This is a genomic window from Corynebacterium kalidii (assembly GCF_022869005.1).
Taxonomy (GTDB): domain Bacteria; phylum Actinomycetota; class Actinomycetes; order Mycobacteriales; family Mycobacteriaceae; genus Corynebacterium; species Corynebacterium kalidii.
Map to the genome: position 1 here is coordinate 106,585 of NZ_JALIEA010000010.1, position 24,247 is coordinate 130,831.

Below are 24,247 nucleotides of genomic sequence, written 5' to 3' on the forward strand. Positions count from 1 at the left end.
GGGCGACAATCCGACATCGGGGAGGAGAGGGGGGTCAGAACACCAGGTTCACCAGCAGCATGTACATCACGGTGCCGAGCAGGATCGACGTCGTCGCCGAACGCCGCCACAGGTGCACCCCCGCGGTCACCGCCACGGCGATCAGCGCCGCCCCCACGCCACCGGGGTTCTCCGTCGAGTTGACCAGCGTGTACAGCACCAGCACCGTCATCACCCCCGCGGGCATGGCGATCCCCAGCCAGGCGACCAGTGCCGACTCCCGGAAGTAGCGCATCGCCGCGAACGGCAGGGCACGCAGCAGCAGGGTCACCAGCCCGACCCCGCCCAGGATCAGCAGGGTGTTCGTCAGGTCCACGCCGGCGGGCAGTCCGTCAGACACCGCGGTCCTCCTTCCGCCGGGTCCACAGGAACCGTCCCACCAGGTACACGAAGTACAGCGACAGTCCGACCAGCAGCATCTGCTCCCGGCTCACGAGGAATCCGACCGCGCCCGCGACGACGGCGACGACCGGCAGCCACACGTCCCGGCTGACGTCCAACGCCTCGATCGCCAGCACCACGAACAGGGCGGTCAGGGCGAAGTCCAGGCCCACCAGGTCCAGCGGCAGTGCCGAGCCGACCAGGGCACCGACGATGCCGAAGACCACCCACGCGGACTGGCAGAACGCCTGCACCGCCATCACCCGCGGCTGGGTCCACACGGACTTGTTCTTCGTGGACAGGATCGCGTAGGTCTCGTCGGTCAGCGAATAGATACCGTAGGCCTTCGCCGCCGGCGAGCGCACCGCCTCCACGGGGTAACTCAGCCCGTAGAAGACGTGCCGGAAGTTCACCAGGAAGCCGTACAGCGCGGCGGAGAGTGGCGCGACACCGCCGGTGACCAGCGTGATCGCCAGGAACTCCATGGACCCGGCGTAGAGCACGACGCTGAACACCGGCGTCCACCACCAGGCGAAACCCGTCTGGGTGACCAGCAGCCCGAACGCCAGCCCCAGGGGGATCAGCCCCAGGGCCACCGTCCAGCTGTCCTGGATCCCCTTCCGGAACTCCGCCGTGACGGTGGGGCTCACTGGGTCTCCCACCAGCGCTTCAGCTCGGCGATTGCCTCGTCGCGGTCCATGGGGCCACGGTCCAGGCGCAGTTCCTTGAGGAACGCCCAGGCCTTGCCGACGGCGGGTCCCGGCGGCAGGCCGAGGACGGTCATGATCTCGTTGCCGTCGAGGTCGGGGCGGACGGCGTCGAGGTCCTCCTGCTCCTTGAGCTCGACGATGCGGGTGTCGAGGTCCTCGACGGCCCGCTGCAGGCGTCCGGCCTTGCGCCGGTTGCGGGTGGTGCAGTCCGCCCGGACGATGACCTGCAGCTGGGGCAGGAGGTCACCGGCGTCGGCGACGTAGCGTCGGACGGCGGAGTCGGTCCAGGCGCCGTCGCCGTAGCCGTGGAAGCGCATGTGCAGGAACACCAGTTGGCCGATGTCCTGGATCTGCCGTTTGGGGTACTTCAGCGCCTTGAGCCGGCGTCGGGCCATCCGCGCGCCGACCACCTCGTGGTGGTGGAAGGTCACGGCCCCGGTGTCGGTGAACTCGCGGGTGTCGGGTTTGCCGATGTCGTGCAGCAGGGCGGCCCACCGCAGCACGAGGCGTGTCTCGTCCGGCACCTCGTCGCCGAGGCGTCGCTCCAGCCCGGTGGCGTTGCGCAGGACCTGCAGGGAGTGGGCGTAGACGTCCTTGTGCTGGCGGTGCTCGTCCTGGGTGAGTTTCAGGGCGGGGAGTTCGGGCAGGACGTGGTCGGCGAGCCCGGTGTCGACCATCATGTCCAGGCCGGTCCAGGGCTCGGCGCCGAGCATCAGCTTGTTCAGTTCGGTGGCGACGCGCTCGGCGGTGATGCGGGTGATCTGGTCGGCCATCCCGGTCATGGCGGTGCGTACCCGGTCGGCCACGGTGAACCCCAGCTGGGCGGCGAAGCGGCAGGCCCGGAGCATACGCAGCGGGTCGTCGTGGAAGGACTGCTCCGGCGCGGCGGGGGTGTCGAGGACGCCGGCGACGAGGTCGTCGAGGCCGTCCAGCGGGTCGCGGAGTTCGTGGTCGCCGTCGGCGGAGAGTTCCAGTGCGATGGCGTTGCAGCGGAAGTCACGGCGCACCAGGTCGCCGTCGAGGGTGTCGCCGAAGGTGACCTCCGGGTTCCGGGACGCCCCGTCGTAGGCGTCGGCGCGGAAGGTGGTGATCTCCACGGTCAGTCCGTGGAACATGGCGGACACGGTCCCGAACTCGATGCCGGTGTCCCAGACGGTCTCGGCGACGTCGTCGAGGATGGTGGTGACCACGTCGGGCCGGGCGTCGGTGGTGAAGTCCAGGTCGAAGTCGGCGTCGGGGGTCAACCGTCCCAGCAGGGCGTCGCGGACCGAGCCGCCGACGAGGTAGAGGGCGTGCCCGCGGGAGGTGAAGGCCTCCGCCAGCGCGGTCAGTGTCCGGTCGGTCCTGGCGTCGTCCTTCACCGCCGACCACGCGGTGGCGAGCATCGCCGCTGCGCCCCCGGTGTCCCGGTCGTCCGCCGTGTTGTCCTCTGTCTGCCGTCGCGTCACCCCCCGGATTTTACAGTTCCCACAAACGGCCCCGCAGGCACTACCCTTGTTCCCCATGAACCAACGGCGTCGCCGCTCCAACGGGAGCCCCTCACGGCCGGACCAGCGCCGCTCTCCGGCACGCTCCGTTCAGCAGCGTGACCACAGTGAACTGCCGACCTCGGTGGAGACCAGCGCCGGCGGTCTGGTGCTGTCCGGCCTCGCCGAGGCCGTGCGGGGGGACGGGTCGGTCGACCTGTCGCGGATGTACGTCGCGCTCATCGGGCGTCTGGACCGTCGTGGCCGGTTGCTGTGGTCGATCCCGAAGGGCCACATCGAGCCGGACGAGTCCCACCACACCACCGCCGAGCGCGAGGTGTGGGAGGAGACCGGGGTCAGCGGGGAGGTCGTCAGCGACCTGGGCACCATCGACTACTGGTTCGTGTCCGAGGGCCGCCGGATCCACAAGACGGTGCACCACCACCTGCTGCGCTACGTCGACGGGGACCTCAACGACGAGGATCCCGAGGTCACCGAGGTGGCGTGGCTGCCGGTGAGCAACCTCGTGGAGCGTCTCGCCTACGCCGACGAGCGCAAACTCGCCCGTCAGGCCCACGACCGGTTGCCCGACCTCGCCCGCGCGGAGGCGAAGGCCGGGCGACGTACCCCGAGGTAGTGGTGGGCCGGTTGGCGCGGATGACACGGGCGGCACGTCCGCTGGCCTGCGGTGCGGCGGCCGTGGTGGCGATGGTCGCCACGACGGTCCCGGTGTCGGCGCAGGACGGGCCCGACGGGGGACCGATCTGGGCGAACCCGGAGGCCCGGTCGGCCGACCCGGACAGCGGGGTCTCGCTCGAGATCCTGGGGCAGCAGCCGGCGACGGTCACCGGCAGCGGCGCCCTGGACCTGCGTGTCCGGGTCACGAATTCCTCGGACCAGGAGCTGTCCGGCCTGCAGCTGCGCACGCAGCACCAGGATGCGGTGGCCCGCCCGGAGGCGGTGGCGACGTCGCTGATGTCGAACCAGGGGGAGTACCCGTGGGTGGGGCCGTTCCAGCAGCTCGAGGGCACCCTGGCCCCCGGCGAGGACCGTCAGTTCCGCCTGACCGTCCCGGTCGACGGCCGCGCCGGCAGTCTCAGCGGCCTGGGGGTGGGCGGCCCGGGCGTCTACCCGCTGCTGCTCAACCTCAACGCCGACCTGGGCGGGGCGGGCACGTCCTTCGTCGCCGCGACGCGCACGACGGTCACCGTGACCGAGGACGCCCCTGCCGACCCCGCTGACGACCCCGACGCCGCGCGCCCGGCGGGGATCACGATGCTGTGGCCGTTGTCGTCGAGCGCCACCGCCGGCGCCGGCCAGGTGGGCGACGCCCCGGAGCCCAGCCAGCTGTACCTGCCCGATGAGTCGTTGGCCGAGGAGCTCCGGCCCGAGGGACGGCTGGGCACCCTGTTGTCGACCTACCGCTCGGCGGCCGCGGAGTCCGACGACCTGAAGGAGGCGACGTGTATCGCGATCGACCCCGACCTCCTGGAGACGGTGTCGCGGATGAGCACGGGCTACCGGGTCGGCGAGGCCCCCAGCCCCGTCCAGGAGCCCGTGCGTCTGCGGGACCGGTGGGCCGGCGGCGGCGCGCGTGACGACTCCGTCGCGGGCACCGGTGCCGCCGACGCGGCGTCCTGGCTCGACGACCTGCGCGCCGTCGTCGACGGGCAGTGCACGGTCCCGTTGCCGTTCGCCGGGGCCGACGTCGACGCGGTCTCCGCGCTCGGGGACCCGCGGGTGGCCGAGCTCTCGGACCGTGGGGCGGAGACGATCGCCGAGGTCCTCGACACCCCGGCGGCGACCGGTGTCGTCGTCCCGGGGTCGGGGTACGTGTCGGAGGAGTCGGTGCAGCGGTTCAACGACGCCGACCGTGCGACGCCGACCACGGTGCTGGTGGCCGATGACGCGGTGGCCACGGACGACGGCGGGGAGTCCGGTGTCGTCACCCTGCCCGGGGGGACGCGCGCCCTGCGGTTCCCCGCCGCGCTGGGGTCGGCCCTCGCCGCGACGGGGGAGCATCCCGCCACGGCCGCCTACAGCACACCGGGCACGCGGCGTGACCTCGGCGACGACACGCCGACCGAACGGATGGCGGCCGCGGTCGGCGTCCTCGACCTGGAGCTCCGCGGTGCCGCGGCGTCCGACGGGTCCCCGGCCGGCAACGTCATCGCCTCCCCGCCGCCGGAGTGGACCGTCGACGGCGACGACGCGGGGACCTGGCTCGAGGCCGTGGCCGGACGGTTGGAGGACGGGTCGGCCCGGGCCGTCTCCTTCGGGGCGGCGCTGCGCGGGGTGGCGTCCGACGGCACGGTGCAGGTCCCGGCCGACGACCCCGCGCCGGTGGGGGAGGACGAGGTGGCCCAGGGCAGGGAGCTGGCCGCGGACGTCCACGACGTCGCCAGGATCATGGTCGAGGACGACAATGTCGCGCTGACGCCGGAGATCTTCACCCGCCCGATGATCGACGACCTGCTGCGGTCGTTGACCGACCACCGCCGCCGTGTCGCCGACGAGAGCGCCACCACCCGCGACCGGGCGGCGGAGCGCCGGGGCCGGGTCCGTGACCTGACCGGTGACCTCCGGGAGTCGGTGTCGCTGCTGCCGCCGGGGAGCGTGTTCACCCGCGCCAGCGACTCCTCGCCGTTGATCGTGGTGGCCCGGAACGGTCTGCCGCTGCCGGTACGGGTCAACGTCGACTACGAGTCGGAGGACGGGGTGACCCTCAACACGCCCGGGGTGCAGCAGATTCCCGCACAGGGCAGTGTGACGCTGCAGATGACGACGTCCTTCCCCACCGACATCCACGACACCGACCTCACCATGTTCCTGGAAACCACCGATGACATGCGCATTTCCGAGCCCGTGACGATCCGGATGGCCTCCGGTCCCGGCAACGGGGCGCTCGTGGTGGGCGTCGGTGTGGCCGTGGTTTTCGGCCTTTTCACGCTGATCCGGGTGACGAAGAGACGCCGGCAGTTAGCGAACCGCCGGGGGAGTGCACGAAGATGGAGCGGTGACTGATTCTCGAGAAGACCCCGGCGACGCCGCGCATCCCGGCGTACGGGGGCGGTTCCGCGCCGCCACCCCGCCGGCGAAAGCTGCACCGCCCCGGCCGTCCCGTTCCTCCGGATCGGCCGACCACGACAGCCACGGCACCGGCGGCACCGATCCCGGGGCCGACCATTCGAAGCTGAACATGTCCCCCGCCCAGCGGGCGGCGACGGACCCGCGGCTGACGAAGGCGGGCGGGCAGACCGCCTCCTCCGGCGACGGCAACGAGGGCTCGGCCGCGACGACCGCCTCCGACGCGGACGTCGTCAGCGCCACCGGGTCGATGGCCGTCGCCACCCTGCTGAGCCGGATCACCGGCTTCCTGCGGACCGCGCTGATCGGCTGGGCTCTCGGCGCCGGGGTCGCCAGTGCGTTCAACACGGCGAACACGCTGCCGAACCTCATCACCGAGCTGGTGCTCGGCGCGGTGCTGACCAGTCTGGTGGTGCCGCTGCTGGTGCGGGCGGAGAAGGAGGACCCGGACCGCGGTGCGGCGTTCATCCGGCGCCTGCTGACGTTGACGTTCACGCTGATGATCACCGTCACGGTCATCGCGGTCCTGGCCGCGCCCCTGCTGACCCGGGTGTCGCTGGACTCCGACGGCCAGGTCAACATCGGCATGTCGACCGCGTTCGCCTACCTGGTGCTGCCGCAGATCGTGTTCTACGCGATGTTCGCGGTGATGATGGCGGTGCTGAACACCAAGGGCGTGTTCAAACCCGGCGCGTGGGCACCGGTGGTCAACAACCTGGTCACACTGGCGGTGCTGAGCCTCTACATCCTGCTGCCCAACGACTCGAAGCTCAGTCCGAACGACACCGTGTCGATCACCGACCCGCACATCATGCTGCTGGGGCTGGGCACCACGCTGGGTGTGGTCGTCCAGGCGGCGATCATGGTGCCGTACCTGCGTAAGGCCGGGGTCGACATCCGCCCGCTGTGGGGGCTGGACGACCGGCTCAAGCAGTTCGGCGGCATGGCCCTGGCCATTGTCGTGTACGTGCTGATCTCGCAGATCGGCTGGGTGCTGAACAACCGCATCGCGTCCAGCTCCGGCGCGGGGCCGACGATCTACATGCAGGCCTGGCAGCTGCTGCAGGTGCCCTACGGTGTCATCGGGGTGACCCTGCTGACCGCGGTGATGCCGCGGCTGTCGCGCAACGCCGCCGACGGCGACGACAAGGCCGTGGTCAAGGACCTGACCATGGCGACGAAGCTGACGATGCTGGCCATGGTGCCGGTCATCGTGTTCTTCACCGCCTTCGGCACACTGATCGCCCCGGCCCTGTTCGCCTACCAGGAGTTCTCGCTCGACGACGCGAACGTCCTGGGCTGGACGATCAGCTTCTCGGCGTTCACCCTGATCCCGTACGCGATCGTGCTGCTGCACCTGCGCGTGTTCTACGCCCGGGAGGAGGTGTGGACGCCGACGTTCATCATCGGCGGGATCACCATCACCAAGGTGACCCTGGCGTACCTCGCCCCGCATATCGCCAGCGAGCCGCGTCTGGTGGTGGTGCTGCTGGGTGCGGCCAACGGCATGGGCTTCGTCGCCGGTGCGATCATCGGCCACCGGCTGCTGAAGCGTTCGCTGGGGCACCTGGGGATGCGCAGCGTGCTGCGGACGTCGCTGTGGGCCGGTGGCGCGTCGGCGGTCTCCGCGCTGGTGGTGTGGCGTCTCGACGTGCTCGTCGACCACTTCCTGGTCCCGGACGGGTTCGTCTTCGGGTACCTGCTGCGTCTGATGGTCTCCGGTGTCGTCTTCCTGGCGATCGTCACCGCGATCATGTCGCGGTCGAAGCTGCCGGAGGTGGTGACCGTCGGTGCGACGCTGGCCCGGCTGCCCGGTGTGGGACGGTTCTTCGCCAAGGCCGCGGCCGCGGAGGCGCAGGAGCGTCCGTCCGCGCGCATCACCGAGATGCCGATCGCCGGGATGACGGGCCTCACCGGGCAGGACGTGGTGGGCCCGGCGATGCCGCCGCTATCCGCCGGACGGGTCCGCGGTCCGCGCCTGGTCCCGGGCGCCCCGATCCTGCACGGCCGGTTCCGGCTGCTCTCGGACCACGGCGGGTCGCCGGCGGCCCGGCTGTGGCAGGCCCGCGACAACGAGACCGGGGACCTGGTGGCCCTGACCATCCTGGACCCGCAGGTCGCCGGGGTGGGTTCGCGGGAGCTGCTGGACCTCAGCGCCACGCTGGCGAAGGTGTCGTCCCCGGGTGTGGCCCGGGTGCGGGAGATCTGCGACGCCCGGACGTTGGTCGTCGTCGTGGCGGACTGGACCGACGGTGCACCGTTGACGCGGGTGGCCGAGTCCGGCCCCGACCCGCTGGCCGCCGGCTACGCGATGGCGGACCTGGCGGACGCCGCCGGCGATGTCGAGGACCTCGGCGGGTCGCTGGGCATCGACCACCGCAACCGGCTGCGGATCAGCTCGGAGGGCCGGGCCGTGCTCGCGTTCCCGGGCGTGCTGCCGGGTGGTTCGGCGCGTCAGGACGTCCACGCCATCGCGGTGTCGCTGGACATGCTGTTGAGCTCGGTGCCCCGGGAGCTGATCCCCGCGGAGCTGCAGGAGATCCTCGACGACGCCCGCCGGGTCGACGGTGTCGACGCCCGGCAGCTGGCGGCACGCCTGCGTGCGGCGACGACCTCGGAGTCGCCGGACTCGGACCTGGTGACCAGTGCCGACGTGGCCCCGGACCCGGAGCAGCGTGCCGGTTTCGGTGCCGCACCGGAGAAGCCGGGCCGCACCGCCCTGTCGATGACGGTGACGATCGGCGGACTGTTCCTCATCGTCGCGCTGATCGTCGTCGCCGTGGCCTACTTCGGCGGTGACCGGCGTGACTCACCGGTGACGACGGACTCGATCCGCGGCGGTCAGAGCACCTCGCAGCAGGCGGCGCCGGCCCCGCAGCCGGTGGCGGTGTCACAGGCGGCGGAATGGGCGCCGGCGGACGCCGGTACCGGCACCCTGGACAGTCCCGGGGAGGCTCCGTTGATCGTCGACGGCGACCCCGCGACGACCTGGAGTTCGGCGCAGTACGTCGACCAGCTCGGCGACGGGCCGTCGTCCCTGAAGCCGGGGATCGGCCTGATGCTGTCGCTGGACGGGCCGACGTCGGTGACGTCGGTGGACCTCGAGGGGGTGCCGGCGGGTACGCGGATCGAGATGCGGACCGGTTCCGGTGAGATCACCGCGGTGGACCAGACGCAGCTGCTGGATGCGCAGACCGCGTCCGGCGGGACGCTGACGCTGAACGGCGAGGACGCACCGGCCGGCGACCGGGTGCTGCTGTGGATCACCGAACTGCCGATGCCGGAGGCGGCGTCGGTGGGGGAGGTCGCGGTGCACGGCGTGCGGGAGTGAGCACGGGATCAACCTAAGTATCGCGAAGTATCGTGCCGTATCCAGAAAACTGGATACGGCACGATACTTCGCGATACGTCCGGATACGGCGGTGCGGCGTGACCTGCAGCGTAGTTCAGGAAGCGGCGAGCCGCCGGATGGTCCGCAGCATCCGTACGGTCATCACGCACGACGCCATCGCGAGGAACGGCGTCAGGAGCCGATGGTGCGCGCATGCGAACCGGTAGCGCTCACGCACGTGCAGGCGCGTGCCGTCCGCTACCGGGGTCAGGACGAATGCCCAGGTGAAAACCTCCGGGATGGCGCCGGGATCGCCTCCCACCAGCACCAGCGACTCCTCCTGCGTCACCTGGTGCACCGTCAACGGGAGCTCAGGTGCGAGCCGGACGGTGTCACCGACAGTTCTCGTTGACCATTCGGGACGCAGTTCCCGGACGCCGCGGACCTCACTGCCCAAGAGGTTCTCCAGGAACTCCCACGAGTAGAAGCCACCACGGTCCTGGCCCAGTTGCATCAACCAGGGCCAGACGTCCTGCGGCGGCGCGGAGAGCGTGATCGCCCGGTCGGCGCGTAGGTGGGGGTGTGGGCGGGTGAGACTGTCACCCGGCACAGTGCGACGACGTTCCTCGCGTGTGCTTCCCCACGTCGTGAACCACAGAGCCCTCATTCCGCCGATCCTACGTCGCCTGAGGAAGTTGTCCACAGGCCCTGCGCGGGTATGTTCTCTCCGCTAAGCTTGTGTGCGAGGCTCTCCCCCGGGGGACGGAGGAGGGCAGGGGACACATTCTCAAGGGGGAACTTTCATGACCGCACCATCCGTCACGCCGTCCGACGCCGAACTGCTCCGCCGGCACCTCGCCGGATGCGACACGTCCTTCACCGACCTGGTGGGTCGTCATTCCGGCCTGCTGGGCTGGGCCCTGCACCAGGCCGGGGTGCCCGTCGAGGACCGCCAGGACGTCCTCCAGGAGGGGTTGCTCAAGATCCACCGGACGGCGGCCACCTTCCGCGGCACGGAGTCGGCCGCGGCCTGGCTGCACACCATCATGCGCAACACCGCGTTGACGCACCTGCGCGACAGTAGACGCAGGAACGACGAACTGACGCCCGCGGTGGAGCTGGGGGAGCGGTTACGGTACCTGCCGGACGACCGCACCGCCGACGCCGGCCAGACCGTGCACCGCATCCTGCTCCACGAGGCCGTCAACCAACTGCACCCCGGGCTGCGGGACGTGGTCGTGCTCACCGACATGCGTGACTGGTCGCTCCGGGACACGGCGGCGCACCTGGGTATCCCGACCGGGACGGTGAAGTCGCGGCGGGCCCGGGCGCACCGTCACCTGCGCGTCCGTCTCTCGGAGGCCGGGGTCGCACCGGCGGTGGCCGGTGCGTCGCTAGAATCGTCGGCATGAGTGATTCCACCCCGTCTGTGCACGACGTCGTCATCATCGGTTCCGGCCCCGCCGGCTACACCGCCGCCATCTACGCCGCCCGCGCGGAGCTCAAGCCCCTCGTGTTCGAGGGCATGGACTTCGGCGGCCTGCTCATGCAGACCACCGAGGTCGAGAACTTCCCCGGCTTCCCGCAGTCCATCATGGGGCCGGCACTCATGGACGACATGCGTAACCAGGCGGAGCGGTTCGGTGCCGACCTGCGCATGGAGGACGTCGTGCGCGTCGAACTCGAGGGCGACGTCAAGAAGGTCTTCACCGACGAGGAGGAGTTCCACACCCGCACCGTCATCCTCGCCACCGGCGCCGAGCCCCGCTACCTCGGCGTCCCCGGTGAGGCGGACCTGCTGGGCCACGGGGTGTCGGCGTGCGCGACCTGCGACGGCTTCTTCTTCAAGGAGAAGCAGATCGCCGTGATCGGCGGTGGCGACTCCGCGATGGAGGAGGCGGACTTCCTGACGAAGTTCGGTGACCGGGTGACCATCATCCACCGCCGGGACGAGTTCCGCGCCTCCGCGATCATGGAGGAACGGGCGCGCAACAACCCGAAGATCGACATGATCATGAACTCCCGGGTGGTCGAGGTCGTCGGCGAGGGGAGTGTCCGGGCGCTGAAGCTCGAGGACACCGTCACCGGCGAGGTCCGCGAGGTGCCGATGGACGCGATGTTCGTCGCGATCGGGCACGACCCGCGCACCGCCGTGTTCGACGGACAGGTCGAGCTCCGGGACAACGGATACGTCAAGGTCGACGAGCCCTCCACCAGGACCTCCGTGCCGGGCGTCTTCGCCGCCGGTGACCTGGTGGACTCCCACTACCAGCAGGCGATCACCGCCGCGGGGTCGGGTTGCCGTGCCGCGCTGGACGCTGAAGGTTATCTGGCCGCTCTCTGAGCGGGCACGGATGCCCGGCTTAGCCGTTCCGTGTCCCAACCGTGACCGGTTCGTGACTGTTCAGGGTATGTTTCCGTGCCTCTGCTCCCACAGGTATTGTGGTGTGCACATTGCTGCTCCCGCCACCCCCAGGAGATACTCCCCATGCCCGTCCCCGTGACCGTCACCCAGGACACGTTCCGCAGTTCCGTCATCGAGTCGGATGTTCCCGTCCTGGTGGACTTCTGGGCCGGCTGGTGCCAGCCGTGCGTCCAGATGGAGCCGGCGCTGGACAACATCGCGGCCGCCTACGACGGACAGGTCACGGTGGCGAAGGTCAACGTGGAGGAGGAGCGGGGGCTGGCGTCGATGTTCCAGGTCATGTCGATCCCGGCGCTCATGGTGTTCCAGGGTGGCAAGAAGGTGGTGGAACTGCACGGGCGTCAGTCCGAGGCGGACCTCTCCGCGGTGCTCGACCCCCTCGTTTCCGCGTGACCGCTGCCCCTGACGATCAACGACCTGTGACGGAAACGAGAGGACAACGTGCACCGTAACTCACTCAAGTTGGGCGACCGAAGCCCGCGAGTCGCCGAAGTCCGTAGCACCCTCGCCCGGCTCGGTTTCATCGACGGGTTCACCGGGGACACGTCGGGGGAGGCCGGGCAACGGTGGACCCCCGAGGACGAGCTCTTCGACGCGGACCTGGACATCGCCCTGCGGGCCTTCCAGCAGGGCCGGGGCATCATCGCCGACGGCCACATCACCGACGGCACCTTGCGGGCGTTGCGGGAGGCCTCCTACACGCTCGGTGCCCGGGTCCTGTCCCTGCAGACTCCGGGACACTACTTCGTCGGTGACGACGTCGCCGAGCTCCAGACCCAGCTGCACGACCTCGGTTTCTACACCGACCGGGTGGACGGCCAGTTCGGCCCGCACACCCACGAGGCGGTCCGGAAGTACCAGCTGAACTACGGGCTGACCAACGACGGCATCTGCGGACCGGTCACACTGCGGGCGCTGAGCTACCTGGGTCGACGGATCACCGGTGGGTCACCGCAGGCGATCCGCGAGAAGGAGCAGATCCGCGCCGCCGGCCCCCAGCTGACGGGCAAGCGTATCGTGATCGACCCGGGGCTGGGCGGGGAGTCGGTGGGCCGGACCGTCACCGGGCGCTACGGGACGATCACCGAGGAGGAGATCCTCTGGGACCTGGCCACCCGCACCGAAGGCCGTATGATCGCCGCGGGCATGGAGACCATCCTCTCCCGGCCCCGCAGTGACAACCCCACCAGCCTGGAGCGCGCCGCGCTGGCCAACGCCTTCGGCGCGGACCTGATGATCTCGCTCCGCGCGGACGTGTACCCGAATGAGCGCGCGAACGGTGCCGCGTCGTTCTACTTCGGTTCCGAGGCGGGGGCGTCGTCGTTGACGGGGGAGAAGCTCTCCGGCTTCATCCAGCGCGAAGTCACCACGCGGACGCCTCTGACGAACTGCCGCAACCACCGGCGGACCTGGGACCTGTTGCGGATGACGCAGATGCCGGCAGTGCAGTTCGTCGCCGGCTACCTCACGAGCGAGGACGATGTCGCGGCACTGACCGACCCCGATGTCCGGGACACGATCGCCGAGGCGCTCGTCGTGGCGGTCAAGCGGCTGTACCTGCTGGACGCGGACACGGCACCGACCGGTACGTACCGCTTCTCGGACCTTCTCGAGGCCGAGAAACTGGCCTGAACCACAGCAGTGTGATTCAGACGCGCTGTCCGCCGAGGACGGTGCTCAGCGGAGCCCTGTTGTGCATGAGCTCATGCGCGTCGGAGGCGTAGTTGCTGAAGAGCGACGACCCTTCAGCCAGCTTCTTGCGGTACCGCGGAAAACGGGGGTGTTTTCCGACGACGGTGAACCCCTGCTGTTCCAGGATGTCGGCGGAGAGGACGGGGGCCGCCTCCAGATCCGCCCCGGGGTGGTGGGGGCGCTCCTCCCACCCGTGGTAGCCCTCCGGGATGTAGGCCAGAGGAGTGCCGTCCGCGTCATTGCGTCCGTACGCCTCGACCGCCGCGATGCCGCGGCGCTCCGCCTCGGTGAGGATGGTGTCGATCAGACTGTGCTCCAGGTACAGGCCCATGTAGGGCTGTTCGACGTAGACGGTGGATATCTGGATCGCGTCACCGGACACGGGACCGGACGGCAGGGCCGATGACCCGGGGAAGTACGTCGGGGGAGCGAAGAAGGCGGTGGCTGCCGGCCGTTCACCGCTTCCGTGGTCGCCGGTCCCCACGAACGCGGTGTATCCGCAGGTTCCCCAGCGGTAGAGGACGGAGTGGATCCACATCTGCTTGTCGAAGGCAGGATCTGTACTCTGCACCTCGGGGGCGAGTTCCCAGAAGACGTCGCTACCCGCGGTGGGCGCCACCACATCACCACTGTCGTGCTGTAGTGCGCTGTACCTGATTTCCACCGATTTCCTCCTTTGTCGGAGGTCGAGTCTACCCGGCGGGCGGGGGAGTCGCCGGAGGACGACCGAATACGACGCGGAGCTCACAGTTTCACGTGAAACCGTGGGCCGTCACTACTCGCGGGGGAGTTTGAGCAGGTCGGTGATGCGCTCGAAGTCATCCTCGTCGCCGAACTCGACGACGATCTTCCCCTTCTTCGCACCCATCTGCACGGTGACCCGGGTGTCCAGGGCGTCTGCCGCCGAGCTCGCCCACCTGGTGACGGACTCCGGCTGCTCGCGCTGGGCCGGTGCCTTGCGCGGTTCCTGTTCATCCCCGCGGTTGAGCAGCACGACGGCCTCTTCGGTGGCCCGCACACTGAGACCCTCCGCGATGATCCGCTCCGCCAGCTTCTCCTGGGCGTCAGCCCCCGCCTTGACCCCGAGGAGGGCGCGCGCATGACCGGCACTGAGTACACCGGCGGCGACCTTCCGCTGTGCGCCGACGGGGAGGTGCAGCAGGCGGATCATGTTGGTGATCAGGGGCCGTGACCGTCCGAGCCGGCGCGCGAGTTCTGCCTGGGTGACGTCGAATTCCTCGAGCAGCTGCTGGTAGGCACTGGCCTCTTCCAGCGGGTTGAGCTGGACGCGGTGGATATTCTCCAGCAGGGCGTCCCGGAGCATGTCCTGGTCGTCGGTCTCGCGGACGATCGCCGGGATGGTGGCGAGCCCCGCCAGCTTCGAGGCGCGGAGACGACGCTCACCCATGATCAGTTCATAGGTGCCCTTCCCGGCCGGCCGGACGACGACGGGCTGGAGGAGCCCGAACTCCTTGATGGAGTGGACGAGCTCGTTGAGCGGTTCCTCCTCGAAGGTCTCCCTGGGGTTCTTCCGGTTACGCCGGATCGATCCGAGGGGGAGCTCCTGGTAGGTCGCACCGATGCTCTCCTCCACCTCCGGAGTGGCGTCGGCACCCTTGGTTGGCTCTTCGGGAGTATCGTCACTGTGACGCTGCTGCCCAGCCGGGCCGAGGATGACGTCCGCCGCACCGGCACCCAGTCGCGGCTTCGACGGACTCGTCGGGATGAGAGCTGCGAGTCCGCGACCCAGGCCACCGCGTTGAGTCTCCGTCTGCGGGAGCTGGGGGAGGGTCGGCTTCTTCTTCTCAGACATCAGATGCTGCTTCCTGTCCGGAGTTCATGTGCCACGCCGATCGGGGCAGTCTCGGGGAGGGGGAGATAGTCACCGCGTTCCGCGAACTCGACCGCGGCATCGAAGTAGGCGAGGGCACCCCGGGAGCCGGCGTCGTACTGGAGTACCGTCTTGCCGTAGCCCGGAGCCTCGGACACCTTCACGCTCCGGGGGATCTGGTTGTTCAGCACGGCACTGCCGAAGTGGTTCCTCACTTCGCCGGCGACCTGCTCGGAGAGCTTCGTCCGGGCGTCGTACATGGTGAGCAGGACGCCCGAGACGTGGAGTTCCGGGTTGAGGTGTTCCCGGATCATCGAGATGTTGCTGAGGAGCTGACCCACGCCTTCCAGTGCATAGTATTCGCACTGGATCGGGATCAGCACCTCCGTGGCGGTGTTCATCGCGTTGATGGTCAGGAGCCCCAGCGACGGCGGGCAGTCGATGAAGACGTAGTCGAAACCTTCGCGTTCCAGGTATGCCGAGCTGAGCGCATCGCTCAAGCGGTACTCCCGGCGGACCATCGAGACAAGCTCAATCTCGGCGCCGGCGAGGTCGATCGTGGCGGGGATGCAGAACAGGTTCTCGTTCTCCGCGTTGCCCTGGATGACCTCCGCCGGCCCTTTCTCGCCGATGAGCAGCTCATAGCTCGACGGGGTGCCGATCCGGTGCTCGGCGCCACATGCCGTGGACGAGTTCCCCTGGGGATCGAGATCCACGACGAGGACCTTCATCCCGTGGATCGCCAGAGCCCACGCCAGGTTCACGGCAGACGTCGTCTTCCCGACGCCGCCCTTCTGGTTGGCGATGGTGATGCGCCGAGTCCGGGACGGGCGGGGGAGTGTGAGACGCTCCGGATTCTGGATACGAGCGGCTCGCCGAGCGGCGTCGGCGATGGGTGTGTCATCCCACTCGGGAGGAATCATGGACGTCCTTTGCGTGACTTGATGCGGCGTGGTCGTGTTTCACGTGAAACACGAGGCGTACCGGATGCGCTTATACCGATAGCCTAGTCCCCACTCGCGTTGCGAACAACGAGAGTTTCACGTGAAACCAGGGTCATGAATGACATGGTTGTCATTCAGCGTAGGCGTTCGACGTCCACCACGAAAGTGGGCTGTTCCAGGACGGACGCACCGACCTCCAGAACCGTCCCGGGCGATCCTCCGGCCCGGGTGAGGTCCCGGGCGTCGCGTACGAGCTCGTCCCCCGCAGAGGAGCCTTTCAGTGCCTTGACGTGGCCGCCCACGCGCGCGAGGGGGAGGGACCACCCCATCAGACGGCCGACCGGGGCGACCGCGCGCGACGTCACCACGTCGGCGCCGCCCACGGCCTTCGTGATCTCCTTGTCCTCGGCGCGCCCGCGGTAGACCTCGACATTCGCGAGGCCCAGATCGGCCACCACCTCGTTGAGGAAGGTCACACGCCGCAGCAGGGGCTCGACAAGCTGCACCTGCAGGTCCGGGCGGGCGATCGCCAGCGGGATCCCGGGCAGTCCGGCACCCGACCCCACGTCCACGACACGGGCGCCGTCCTCGACGACCTCACTGAGGACGGCGCTGTTGAGGATATGACGTTCCCAGATCCGGTCGACTTCCCGCGGTCCGATGAGGCCGCGCACGACACCGGCGTCGCGGAGCCACTCGGCATACCGTGCCGCGAGATCGGTACGGTCACCGAAGACTGCCGTAGCCTCCGGGGGAGGGGAGGGGACGGTCTGGGGCGAGAGATTCTCTTCTGACTGGCTCACACTCCCAGTGTAGCGAGGAGCCGGACATGAAAATGCAGAAGACCCCGCTCCCTCAGGTGGAGGGAAGCGGGGTCTGCCAGGGCGGCGGCTAGTTGCCGTCGCGCTTGTTCTGCTTCTTCGGCTTGGCGCCGGGCTTCGGGGCGGTGGAGCGCTTGGCCTCGATCTTGGCGGCCTTCTCCTCCTCTTCCTCGCGGTCCATCTTCCGGAAGACGAGCACCTGCTGGACGAACATCCAGGAGGTGTTGGCGCACATGTACACCGCGAGACCGACCTGCCAGAGGAAGCCACCGGCGAACATCATCACCGGCATGACCCAGAGCATGAGCTTCTGCATCATCATCATCTGGTTCTGCATCATGTCTTCCTGCGCAGTGGCGTTCTTCTTCTTCGGCTGCGCAGCCTGACGCTTCTTCTGGCGGTCCATGGACATCCGGGCGTTGAAGTGCATCAGCACCGACGCGATCAGCATCAGCGGGAGCACCACAATCACGATGTTCCACTGGGCGAAGTCCACGGAGCCGTCCGGGGCGAACGCCCTGTAGGAGTCCTTCTCCATCGTGATGAAGGCCGACAGCGGCGTGCCGAAGAGCCGTGCGTCAAGGAAGGACTGGACCTCGTCCACACCGAAAAAGTAGTTCGGGGTGTTGCGGGTCTGCTCGATCGTCATGGGGTCCCCCTGCCCCATCCCGCTCCCGGTCCGGTTGAACGACCGCAGCACGTGGAACAGACCGATGAAGATCGGGATCTGCACCAGCATCGGCAGGCAGCTGGCGAGGGGGTTGACCCCCATCTCCTTCTGCAGCTTGCGCATCTCCAGCGCCTGGGTCTGCTGGTCCTTGGCGTACTTCTTCCGGATCTCCTGCATCCGGGGCTGCATCTCCTGCATCTTCCTGCTGGAGCGCAGCTGCTTGATCGTGGGGCGGACGAGGAGGCCACGGATCGTGACGACCAGGAAGATGATCGCCAAGGCCCAGGAGAGGCCGGAGTCTGGCCCCAGGACAAAGCCGAAGGCTTTGTGCCAGAACCACAACACCGCCGAGATGGGGTAGTAAATGAAGTCAAGCACGGGTGGTGCAATCTCCTTGTTGTAGGTGGACGGTCAGCTGCGTGTCCGACGCCGGACCGGAGGAACCGGATCCCAGCCACCGGGATGCCAGGGACCGCATTTGGCGAGGCGGGCAACGCTGAGGAGGAAACCTCTCACCACGCCATGTCGGGAAAAGGCTATCAGGGAATATGCGCTGCACGACGGCTCAAAACGGCAGGACGGTCCCAGTTTAAGGGGTGAAAGATGGTTCTGGTAACCAAGAACCAGGCGACGAAGGGTCCGTGCCCGCCCCCGGGACACGTCCCAGGGCTCAGCCGGTGATCCGACGGAGCGCTCGCCGCACATCGGATTCCAGTTCCGCTGAGGTCGCGTCGGCCGCGGCGGGGAGTGCCCGGATCACCAGGCTGTGCCACGGCTCAAGGGGGAAGTCCCCGAGCAGGGACGCGGTGACGTGACGCAGTCTGCGCGAGACGGCGTGACGGGTCACCGCATTGCCGACCGCCTTCGACACCACCAGCCCCATTCGAGGGCCCCCCGAGACGATGGTGTCCGACCGGTCGTGCACATAGACGATCACCGTGCGAGCCCCCTTCTTACGGCCTCGGCGGACCGTCTCACTGAACAGTGAGGAGGACCGGAGCCTGTGTTCCGGGGCTAGCACGGTGGTTGGTGTCGTCGGGACGCGTTACGCGGTGACGCTGTCGCGGCCCTTGCGACGACGGGCCGACACGATGGCGCGGCCGGCGCGGGTGCTCATACGGGCACGGAAGCCGTGCTTCCGTGAACGACGACGATTGTTGGGCTGGAAAGTACGCTTGCCCTTGGCCACGGTACTCACTCCTTATGTTGTTCAACGCCGCGGCCGACCGGTGCCGGGCCGCCCTTCAGCGGACCGGCACCGGCCCATCCGCCGCGACTGCGGTCAGGTGGGTCGGAAGACCGGACAGGATCGTGAGATCCCGGGCCATCCATCCGTTCAATGACGGGGGTGAGAGTCAGGGACACCGGAAACCGGGTTCAGTGACACTCGAAGACGGTCACGATCCTACGTGCTCACACCCTCAGATCAAAATCCGGGCCCATGACACGCGTGTCGTCCACAGCGCGATCCGACGCAGGTCACGGTCGATAACGGTCACCCACGCACACTGCGCCGCCAGATGCAAGACACACAGGGTTGTCCACAGGAGAAGTCGCAGGTCGCCGGAAAAACTCCCAGTTCACACACCCACCCTGTGGACAACTCTATCCACCCCCGAACCCTCAACTGCAGATTTACCCGTCATCCGTGCAGGTCAAGAGTTTATTTCGCGCAATGTTGGGGTTATCCACAGAGCTGCAGTACCCTGTTGACAACTACTACAGAAAAGTTATCCACAAGTGTGGACAACACTGTGGATACGCTGGCCAGCAACACCAAGCTGTTGTGCACATGAACGTCAGATTCCTGCGCATGAATGTCAGATGTCCCGCCGTCACCGACCCACCCGCCGAAAGGTACCCGATATGCCCGATGCTGTGGACTTCAAGGAAGTCTGGGGCTCACTCATCGACCGGTGGATCAACGCCGATGAAGACTCCGCGGAGTTCCCCCGCCTGACCTCGCGTTCCCGGAGTCTTCTCCGTCAGTTGTCCCCGGTCACCGTCTTCGACAACATCGCGTTGCTCAAGGCGCCGTCGAAATGGGTGAAGACGGAGACCGAGAACCACCTCTCCGAGCTGATCTGCGACCTCCTGGGGGAGGAGCTGGGCCACTCCGTGGTGCTGTCCCTCAGCGTCGACGAGTCACCGGCGGAGGTCGAGGTCCCTGCGGCGCCGGCCGTCGAACCGACGCCCGAGCGGCAGCGCCAGCACTGGGAGGACCTCACCGGGGCCGCCTACCAGCACCGTCCGTCCACACCGGTGCGGACCGACCCCGTCCCGGAGCCCCCGGCGAAGACACGGGGTGAGGACACGGAGAACCGCCTCAACCCGCAGTACACCTTCGACACCTTCGTCACCGGCTCCTCGAACCAGTTCGCGAACGCCGCCTGCCGTGCCGTGGCAGAGAAGCCGGCCTACGCCTACAACCCCCTGTTCATCTGGGGCGAGTCCGGTCTGGGGAAGACCCACCTCCTCCACGCGATCGGCCACTACGCCCGTGAGCTGCGCCAGGGTATGAAGGTCAGGTACATCTCCAGTGAGGAGATGACCAACGAGTTCGTCAACGCACTGCGCGACGGACGGGGTGAGCAGTTCAAACGCCACTACCGGAACCTCGACATGCTCATCGTCGACGACATCCAGTTCCTGCAAGGCAAGGAGAGCACGCAGGAGGAGTTCTTCCACACCTTCAACGCCCTCCAGCAGAACCACCGGCAGATCGTTCTGTCCTCCGACCGTCCCCCGAAGCAGCTGACCACGCTGGAGGACAGGCTCCGCACCCGTTTCGAGGGCGGCCTGATCACCGATGTGCAGACCCCTGACCTGGAGACGAGGATGGCGATCCTCTCGAAGAAGGCGCAGATGGAGGGGACCTACCTGCCCGACGACGTCCTGGAGCTCATCGCTGGCCGCTACGAGACCTCGATCCGCGAGCTCGAGGGCGCGATGATCCGTGTCACCGCCTACTGCTCCCTCAGCAAGGAGCCGGTCACGCGGCAGGCCGCGGAGATCGCGTTGCGCGACATCATGCCGGACCCGAAGGACGTCGAGATCACCCCGCAGATCATCATCGACGTGATCACCGGGTACTTCGACGTCACTGTCGAGGAGATGATGGGGAAGGGGAAGGTCCGGCGCCTGGTCACCGCTCGTCAGTTCGCGATGTACCTCTGCCGTGAGCTCACGGAGCTGTCGCTCCCGCAGATCGGCAAGGTCTTCGGTGGCCGTGACCACACCACCGCGATGTACGCGGAGCGCAAGATCCGGAAATCCATCCAGGAGGACCGCAAGACCTTCCAGCAAATCCAGGAGCTGACGCAGCGGATCAAGTCCCGCGCGCGGCAGTAGTGCACAACGTTGCGGCCACACGACCTCGGCCATCACGAAGTTGTGCACAATTTCCACAGCCCTATCCACAGGCATGTAATTACAGACTTGTCATTTAGTGACCTTCGTCACAAATTTGGGTCGAAACGGCTCCGTCGGAGTCCTTCCACCTGCGGTTTTACCGCCGCGGACCGCCCCTGTGGACAAATGACATTCTTGTCATTCCGCAGGTCACGGGCATATCGCCGGGAATGCGCGGACAGTAAAACCGCAGGTCGCCCCTGTGGATAACTCGACAGAGCGCGGGGAGAAACGGTGCAGCGCCTGGGGACAACTCACAGCCTCTAAAAGTTATCCACAACGGTCCCCAGTTATCCACAGATTCATCCACGGGCTGTGAACAACTTACAACATCGTCATCCTCCGCCCCACCAGCGCCGGACCACGCCCCGCTCGCTCCATCCACAGTCTGCACAGCCCCTACTGCTTCTACCGGATCCATCCATGGAGAACTCAAAGAAGAAATAACCGGTGTGCACAACCGGCGCGGCCTGTGCCGCGGGACGGGCTCCGCCGCAGGCGGACCCGGTACCGTCCGGAACCGGCGTCGGCTAGGGTTACGGGCAGAATCACGAACTTCATCGAAAGGACCTCAGGCGTGGACCACCAGTCCGTCAGTTTCACCGTGTCCAAGGACGATTTCTCCTCGGCACTGGCCTGGGTAGCGCGAACGTTGCCGAGTAAGGCATCCCAACCGATTCTCCGCGGGGTCCTCATCGAGGCCACGGACGACGGACTCCAGCTGTCCGGCTTCGACCGCGAGGTCTCCACGAAGGTCCGGGTCTCCGCCGACGTCTCCGACCCGGGCACGGTCCTCGTCGCGGGACGACTGGCCTCGAACATCATCGGGGCCCTCCCGGACAAGCCGGTCCGCATCGACTACGACGGCACCAAGGTCCTGGTCAACTGCGGGAGCTCCCACTTCGAGCTTCCCGCGATGACCATCGAGGACTACCCGGTCCTGCCCGACTTCCCGCAGGTCGCCGGTTCCCTGGACCCCCACCTGTTCACCGAGGTGATCAGCCAGGTCGCCATCGCCTCCAGCCGGGACGACACCCTCCCCATGCTGACCGGTATCCGGATGGAGATCGACGGTGAACACCTCGTGCTCGCCGCGACCGACCGCTTCCGTTTCGCCGTCCGCACCCTGGACTGGGTACCGGCCCGTGCCGACATCTCCGCGGAACTCCTCATCCCGGCCCGTACCCTGGCAGAGACCGCACGGTCGCTGGACTCCACGGGCGAGCCGGTGGAGATCGCCCTCGACCAGGACGGCGGACGCCTCCTCGGTATCTCCACCTCGGACCGTCGGACCACCACCCGTCTCATCGACTCGGACTTCCCGAAGTTCCGGTCCCTGTTCCCGAAGACCCACACCTCCGTGGCCAGCGTGGAGATCGCCCCGCTGCTCGACGCGATCCGTCGTGTCTCCCTGGTCACCGACGGCAACTCGCCGGTGAAGATGGACTTCGAGGAGGGCACCCTCACGCTCTCCGCCGGCGGCAGTGACCTCGGCGTGGCCAAGGAGCAGCTGCCCTGCGCCTTCGCCGGAGAACCCCTGGTCATCGCATTCCACCCCGGCTACCTCAAGGACGGTCTCGGGTCGGTGCACACCGACCGGGTCGTGTTCGGCTTCAACCAGGCGTCCCGTTCCGCCGTCCTCGTCCCGGAACCGGAGCAGCTGCCCGAGGCGTCCGAGGACGGGACGTTCCCCACCCCGGAGAGTTCCTTCACCTACCTGCTGATGCCTGTCCGCCTGCCGGGCTGACCGGATGTACATTCGCTCGCTCCACCTCGGTGACTTCCGGTCCTGGCGACAGCTCGACCTCGACCTGGAACCCGGCGTCACCGTGTTCACCGGACCGAACGGCAACGGAAAGACCAATATCGTCGAGGCCGTCGGCTATCTCGCCCACCAGGGGTCCCACCGGGTCAGCTCGGACGCCGCCCTGGTCAGGGAGGGGTGTGATTCCGCACGTCTGTCGGCCACGGCGGTGAACCACGGTCGTGAACTGACCGCCCATCTCGTCCTCAACGCACGCGGCGCCAACCAGGCGGCCGTGAACAGGACGCAGGTGAAGAACCAGCGTGGCATCGCCGGCATCGTCCGGACCACACTGTTCGCGCCGGAGGACCTCGCCCTGGTCCGCGGCGAACCCGAACAACGCCGGGCGTTCCTGGACCAGACGATGGTCGCGCGGTACCCACGGCTCGCCGGCGTGCGGTCGGACTACGACAAGGCCCTCCGTCAGCGCAACGCGCTGCTGCGCCAGGGCGTCGACGAGGACGCCCTCGTCACCCTGGACGTCTGGGACGCCCGCCTGGCCCACCTCGGCGGGCAGATCATGTCCGCCCGGGCCCAGCTCGTCCACGACCTGGAACCCCACGTGCGCGACACCTACTCCCGGTTGGCGCCGGGGTCGCGTCCGGCGCTGATCAGCTACGCCACCACCGTCGACCTGGGGGAGCCGGGGAACCCGCAGCTGCTGGCCCCGGACGTCGCCGAGGCGGTGCTCCTCGAGGAGTTCGCCCGGCGCCGTGACGCGGAGATCGACCGGGGGACCACCCTGACCGGTCCACACCGCGACGATCTCACCCTCGTCCTCGGCACCCAGCCGGCGAAAGGCTTCGCCAGCCACGGGGAGTCCTGGTCCTTCGCCCTGACGCTCCGGCTGGCCGCCCACCGGATGCACCGGGCGGACGGCACGGAACCGGTCGTCATCCTCGACGACGTCTTCGCCGAACTCGACCGCGCCCGACGTCGCGCGCTGGTCGACCTCGCCGCCGAAGCGGAACAGGTGCTGATCACCGCCGCCGTCGGCGACGACATCCCCGACGACCTGCGGTCGGTGGCGGCGGTGCACACGGTCTCCACCCGGGACACCGGTGACGGCCGCATCTCGGAGCTCGACGATGACCACCGGGGGTGACGCGGACCGGGACCCCGTCGCCGAACGCATGGAGATGCTCCGCGCGGCGGCGGGGAAGCCCGGCCGGCCCGTCCGGCGGACAGGACGTCGGCCGAAGAGGATGAAGACCCGCTACGACGGGCGGCCCGACCGCAGCTACCGCGACCCGGGCGAATTCAGCGACCTGGTGAAACGGGAGATCAAGCGCAACGGGTGGGGCCGTAACTTCGCCGCCGGCTCCCTGCGCAGCGCCTGGCCGGAGATCGTCGGGGAGAACATCGGCCGGCACACGCACGTGGTCATGTACAACGAGAAGAAGCGGCAGCTGCACGTGGAGTGCGACTCCACGGCGTGGGCGACGAACCTCAGGCTGATGCAGAGCACCATCCTGAAGACGATCGCGCACCGTGTCGGACCCGACGTCGTCGCGGAACTGAAGATCTACGGTCCCAAGCCACCGAGCTGGCGGCACGGGCCCCTGCACGTGAAGGGCAGAGGGCCCCGCGACACCTACGGCTGAGGCCTTTTACCTGGTACAATGTGGGGGTTAA

22 protein-coding genes and 1 pseudogene are annotated in these 24,247 nt (G+C 68.2%); 11 read left to right on the forward strand and 12 right to left on the reverse strand.

From position 1 onward, the window contains the following. Positions 1–34 precede the first annotated feature (34 nt). From MUN33_RS02670 to MUN33_RS02680, 3 genes are read right to left on the reverse strand one after another with little or no spacing between them, the layout of a single operon-like run. Entirely contained in the window at positions 35–379 is a 345-nt protein-coding gene (locus MUN33_RS02670; protein WP_244803366.1) for a branched-chain amino acid transporter permease, read from the reverse strand. Next, complete coding sequence (locus tag MUN33_RS02675) at positions 372–1,070, reverse strand: AzlC family ABC transporter permease (RefSeq protein ID WP_244803367.1); 699 nt, start codon at positions 1,068–1,070, stop codon at positions 372–374. Before MUN33_RS02675 ends, MUN33_RS02670 begins: the two co-directional genes overlap by 8 nt. Continuing rightward, a complete protein-coding gene (locus MUN33_RS02680; RefSeq protein WP_244803462.1) occupies positions 1,067–2,515 on the reverse strand; it encodes a CCA tRNA nucleotidyltransferase in 1,449 nt (482 codons plus the stop codon). Before MUN33_RS02680 ends, MUN33_RS02675 begins: the two co-directional genes overlap by 4 nt. Before the next feature lie 220 nt (positions 2,516–2,735). Here MUN33_RS02680 and MUN33_RS02685 point away from each other — a divergent pair. From MUN33_RS02685 to MUN33_RS02695, 3 genes and pseudogenes are all read left to right on the forward strand, one after another. Then, a pseudogene (locus tag MUN33_RS02685) lies at positions 2,736–3,233 on the forward strand (NUDIX hydrolase); the annotation flags it as partial. Positions 3,234–3,253: 20 nt separating this feature from the next. Beyond that, complete coding sequence (locus MUN33_RS02690; protein ID WP_244803368.1) at positions 3,254–5,620, forward strand: hypothetical protein; 2,367 nt, start codon at positions 3,254–3,256, stop codon at positions 5,618–5,620. Further along, positions 5,613–9,014 carry a lipid II flippase MurJ gene (locus MUN33_RS02695; protein ID WP_244803369.1) on the forward strand — a complete coding sequence of 1,134 codons (3,402 nt, stop codon included), beginning with the start codon at positions 5,613–5,615 and terminating at the stop codon, positions 9,012–9,014. The genes MUN33_RS02690 and MUN33_RS02695 overlap by 8 nt, the downstream gene beginning before the upstream one ends. Before the next feature lie 115 nt (positions 9,015–9,129). Here MUN33_RS02695 and MUN33_RS02700 read toward each other — a convergent pair whose 3' ends face one another. After that, a complete protein-coding gene (locus MUN33_RS02700) occupies positions 9,130–9,681 on the reverse strand; it encodes a hypothetical protein (RefSeq protein WP_244803370.1) in 552 nt (183 codons plus the stop codon). Positions 9,682–9,817: 136 nt separating this feature from the next. Between MUN33_RS02700 and MUN33_RS02705 the strand changes: the two genes are divergently transcribed. From MUN33_RS02705 to MUN33_RS02720, 4 genes are all read left to right on the forward strand, one after another. Then, positions 9,818–10,426, forward strand: a complete 609-nt coding sequence (locus MUN33_RS02705; RefSeq protein WP_244803371.1) for an RNA polymerase sigma factor — start codon at positions 9,818–9,820, stop codon at positions 10,424–10,426. Then, a complete protein-coding gene (gene trxB / locus MUN33_RS02710; protein WP_244803372.1) occupies positions 10,423–11,358 on the forward strand; it encodes a thioredoxin-disulfide reductase in 936 nt (311 codons plus the stop codon). Before MUN33_RS02705 ends, trxB begins: the two co-directional genes overlap by 4 nt. Positions 11,359–11,502: 144 nt before the next feature. Next, a complete protein-coding gene (gene trxA, locus MUN33_RS02715) occupies positions 11,503–11,832 on the forward strand; it encodes a thioredoxin (protein WP_244803373.1) in 330 nt (109 codons plus the stop codon). Between the two features lie 48 nt (positions 11,833–11,880). Next, the gene (locus tag MUN33_RS02720) at positions 11,881–13,071 is read left to right on the forward strand and encodes an N-acetylmuramoyl-L-alanine amidase (protein WP_244803374.1); all 1,191 of its coding nucleotides are present in this window, start codon (positions 11,881–11,883) and stop codon (positions 13,069–13,071) included. Between the two features lie 16 nt (positions 13,072–13,087). Here MUN33_RS02720 and MUN33_RS02725 read toward each other — a convergent pair whose 3' ends face one another. The 8 genes from MUN33_RS02725 to rpmH all read right to left on the reverse strand — a co-directional run bounded on the left by MUN33_RS02725 (position 13,088) and on the right by rpmH (position 18,586). After that, on the reverse strand, positions 13,088–13,795 hold the full coding sequence (locus MUN33_RS02725) for a hypothetical protein (RefSeq protein ID WP_244803375.1): 708 nt from the start codon (positions 13,793–13,795) through the stop codon (positions 13,088–13,090). Positions 13,796–13,906: 111 nt separating this feature from the next. After that, entirely contained in the window at positions 13,907–14,944 is a 1,038-nt protein-coding gene (locus MUN33_RS02730) for a ParB/RepB/Spo0J family partition protein (protein WP_244803376.1), read from the reverse strand. Beyond that, positions 14,944–15,885 carry a ParA family protein gene (locus tag MUN33_RS02735; protein WP_244803377.1) on the reverse strand — a complete coding sequence of 314 codons (942 nt, stop codon included), beginning with the start codon at positions 15,883–15,885 and terminating at the stop codon, positions 14,944–14,946. Before MUN33_RS02735 ends, MUN33_RS02730 begins: the two co-directional genes overlap by 1 nt. A gap of 155 nt (positions 15,886–16,040) precedes the next feature. Then, complete coding sequence (rsmG, locus tag MUN33_RS02740; RefSeq protein ID WP_244803378.1) at positions 16,041–16,709, reverse strand: 16S rRNA (guanine(527)-N(7))-methyltransferase RsmG; 669 nt, start codon at positions 16,707–16,709, stop codon at positions 16,041–16,043. Between the two features lie 88 nt (positions 16,710–16,797). Next, entirely contained in the window at positions 16,798–17,775 is a 978-nt protein-coding gene (yidC, locus tag MUN33_RS02745) for a membrane protein insertase YidC (RefSeq protein ID WP_244803379.1), read from the reverse strand. A gap of 33 nt (positions 17,776–17,808) precedes the next feature. Continuing rightward, on the reverse strand, positions 17,809–18,102 hold the full coding sequence (gene yidD / locus MUN33_RS02750) for a membrane protein insertion efficiency factor YidD (protein ID WP_244803380.1): 294 nt from the start codon (positions 18,100–18,102) through the stop codon (positions 17,809–17,811). Continuing rightward, the gene (gene rnpA, locus MUN33_RS02755) at positions 18,068–18,418 is read right to left on the reverse strand and encodes a ribonuclease P protein component (RefSeq protein ID WP_244803381.1); all 351 of its coding nucleotides are present in this window, start codon (positions 18,416–18,418) and stop codon (positions 18,068–18,070) included. Before rnpA ends, yidD begins: the two co-directional genes overlap by 35 nt. Before the next feature lie 24 nt (positions 18,419–18,442). Then, positions 18,443–18,586 (reverse strand): 50S ribosomal protein L34, encoded by a 144-nt coding sequence (gene rpmH, locus MUN33_RS02760; RefSeq protein WP_075811958.1) that lies wholly within the window; start codon positions 18,584–18,586, stop codon positions 18,443–18,445. A gap of 677 nt (positions 18,587–19,263) precedes the next feature. Here rpmH and dnaA point away from each other — a divergent pair. The 4 genes from dnaA to MUN33_RS02780 all read left to right on the forward strand — a co-directional run bounded on the left by dnaA (position 19,264) and on the right by MUN33_RS02780 (position 24,216). Then, positions 19,264–20,748, forward strand: coding sequence for a chromosomal replication initiator protein DnaA (dnaA, locus tag MUN33_RS02765; RefSeq protein WP_244803382.1), 1,485 nt, complete (start codon positions 19,264–19,266; stop codon positions 20,746–20,748). Between the two features lie 637 nt (positions 20,749–21,385). After that, entirely contained in the window at positions 21,386–22,555 is a 1,170-nt protein-coding gene (gene dnaN, locus MUN33_RS02770; RefSeq protein WP_244803383.1) for a DNA polymerase III subunit beta, read from the forward strand. Between the two features lie 4 nt (positions 22,556–22,559). After that, a complete protein-coding gene (recF, locus tag MUN33_RS02775) occupies positions 22,560–23,717 on the forward strand; it encodes a DNA replication/repair protein RecF (protein WP_244803384.1) in 1,158 nt (385 codons plus the stop codon). Further along, positions 23,701–24,216 (forward strand): DciA family protein, encoded by a 516-nt coding sequence (locus MUN33_RS02780; RefSeq protein ID WP_244803385.1) that lies wholly within the window; start codon positions 23,701–23,703, stop codon positions 24,214–24,216. The genes recF and MUN33_RS02780 overlap by 17 nt, the downstream gene beginning before the upstream one ends. Positions 24,217–24,247: the final 31 nt, after the last annotated feature.

Excerpts from the sequence above, each read along its gene's own strand:
- MUN33_RS02780 (WP_244803385.1), top strand. The coding sequence starts at position 23,701 with ATGACCACCGGGGGTGACGCGGACCGGGACCCCGTCGCCGAACGCATG.
- MUN33_RS02730 (WP_244803376.1), bottom strand. The coding sequence starts at position 14,944 with ATGTCTGAGAAGAAGAAGCCGACCCTCCCCCAGCTCCCGCAGACGGAG.
- MUN33_RS02680 (WP_244803462.1), bottom strand. The coding sequence starts at position 2,515 with ATGCTCGCCACCGCGTGGTCGGCGGTGAAGGACGACGCCAGGACCGAC.
- MUN33_RS02705 (WP_244803371.1), top strand. The coding sequence starts at position 9,818 with ATGACCGCACCATCCGTCACGCCGTCCGACGCCGAACTGCTCCGCCGG.
- MUN33_RS02735 (WP_244803377.1), bottom strand. The coding sequence starts at position 15,885 with ATGATTCCTCCCGAGTGGGATGACACACCCATCGCCGACGCCGCTCGG.
- recF (WP_244803384.1), top strand. The coding sequence starts at position 22,560 with ATGTACATTCGCTCGCTCCACCTCGGTGACTTCCGGTCCTGGCGACAG.
- dnaA (WP_244803382.1), top strand. The coding sequence starts at position 19,264 with ATGCCCGATGCTGTGGACTTCAAGGAAGTCTGGGGCTCACTCATCGAC.
- trxB (WP_244803372.1), top strand. The coding sequence starts at position 10,423 with ATGAGTGATTCCACCCCGTCTGTGCACGACGTCGTCATCATCGGTTCC.
- yidD (WP_244803380.1), bottom strand. The coding sequence starts at position 18,102 with ATGTGCGGCGAGCGCTCCGTCGGATCACCGGCTGAGCCCTGGGACGTG.
- MUN33_RS02700 (WP_244803370.1), bottom strand. The coding sequence starts at position 9,681 with ATGAGGGCTCTGTGGTTCACGACGTGGGGAAGCACACGCGAGGAACGT.
- trxA (WP_244803373.1), top strand. The coding sequence starts at position 11,503 with ATGCCCGTCCCCGTGACCGTCACCCAGGACACGTTCCGCAGTTCCGTC.
- MUN33_RS02690 (WP_244803368.1), top strand. The coding sequence starts at position 3,254 with ATGACACGGGCGGCACGTCCGCTGGCCTGCGGTGCGGCGGCCGTGGTG.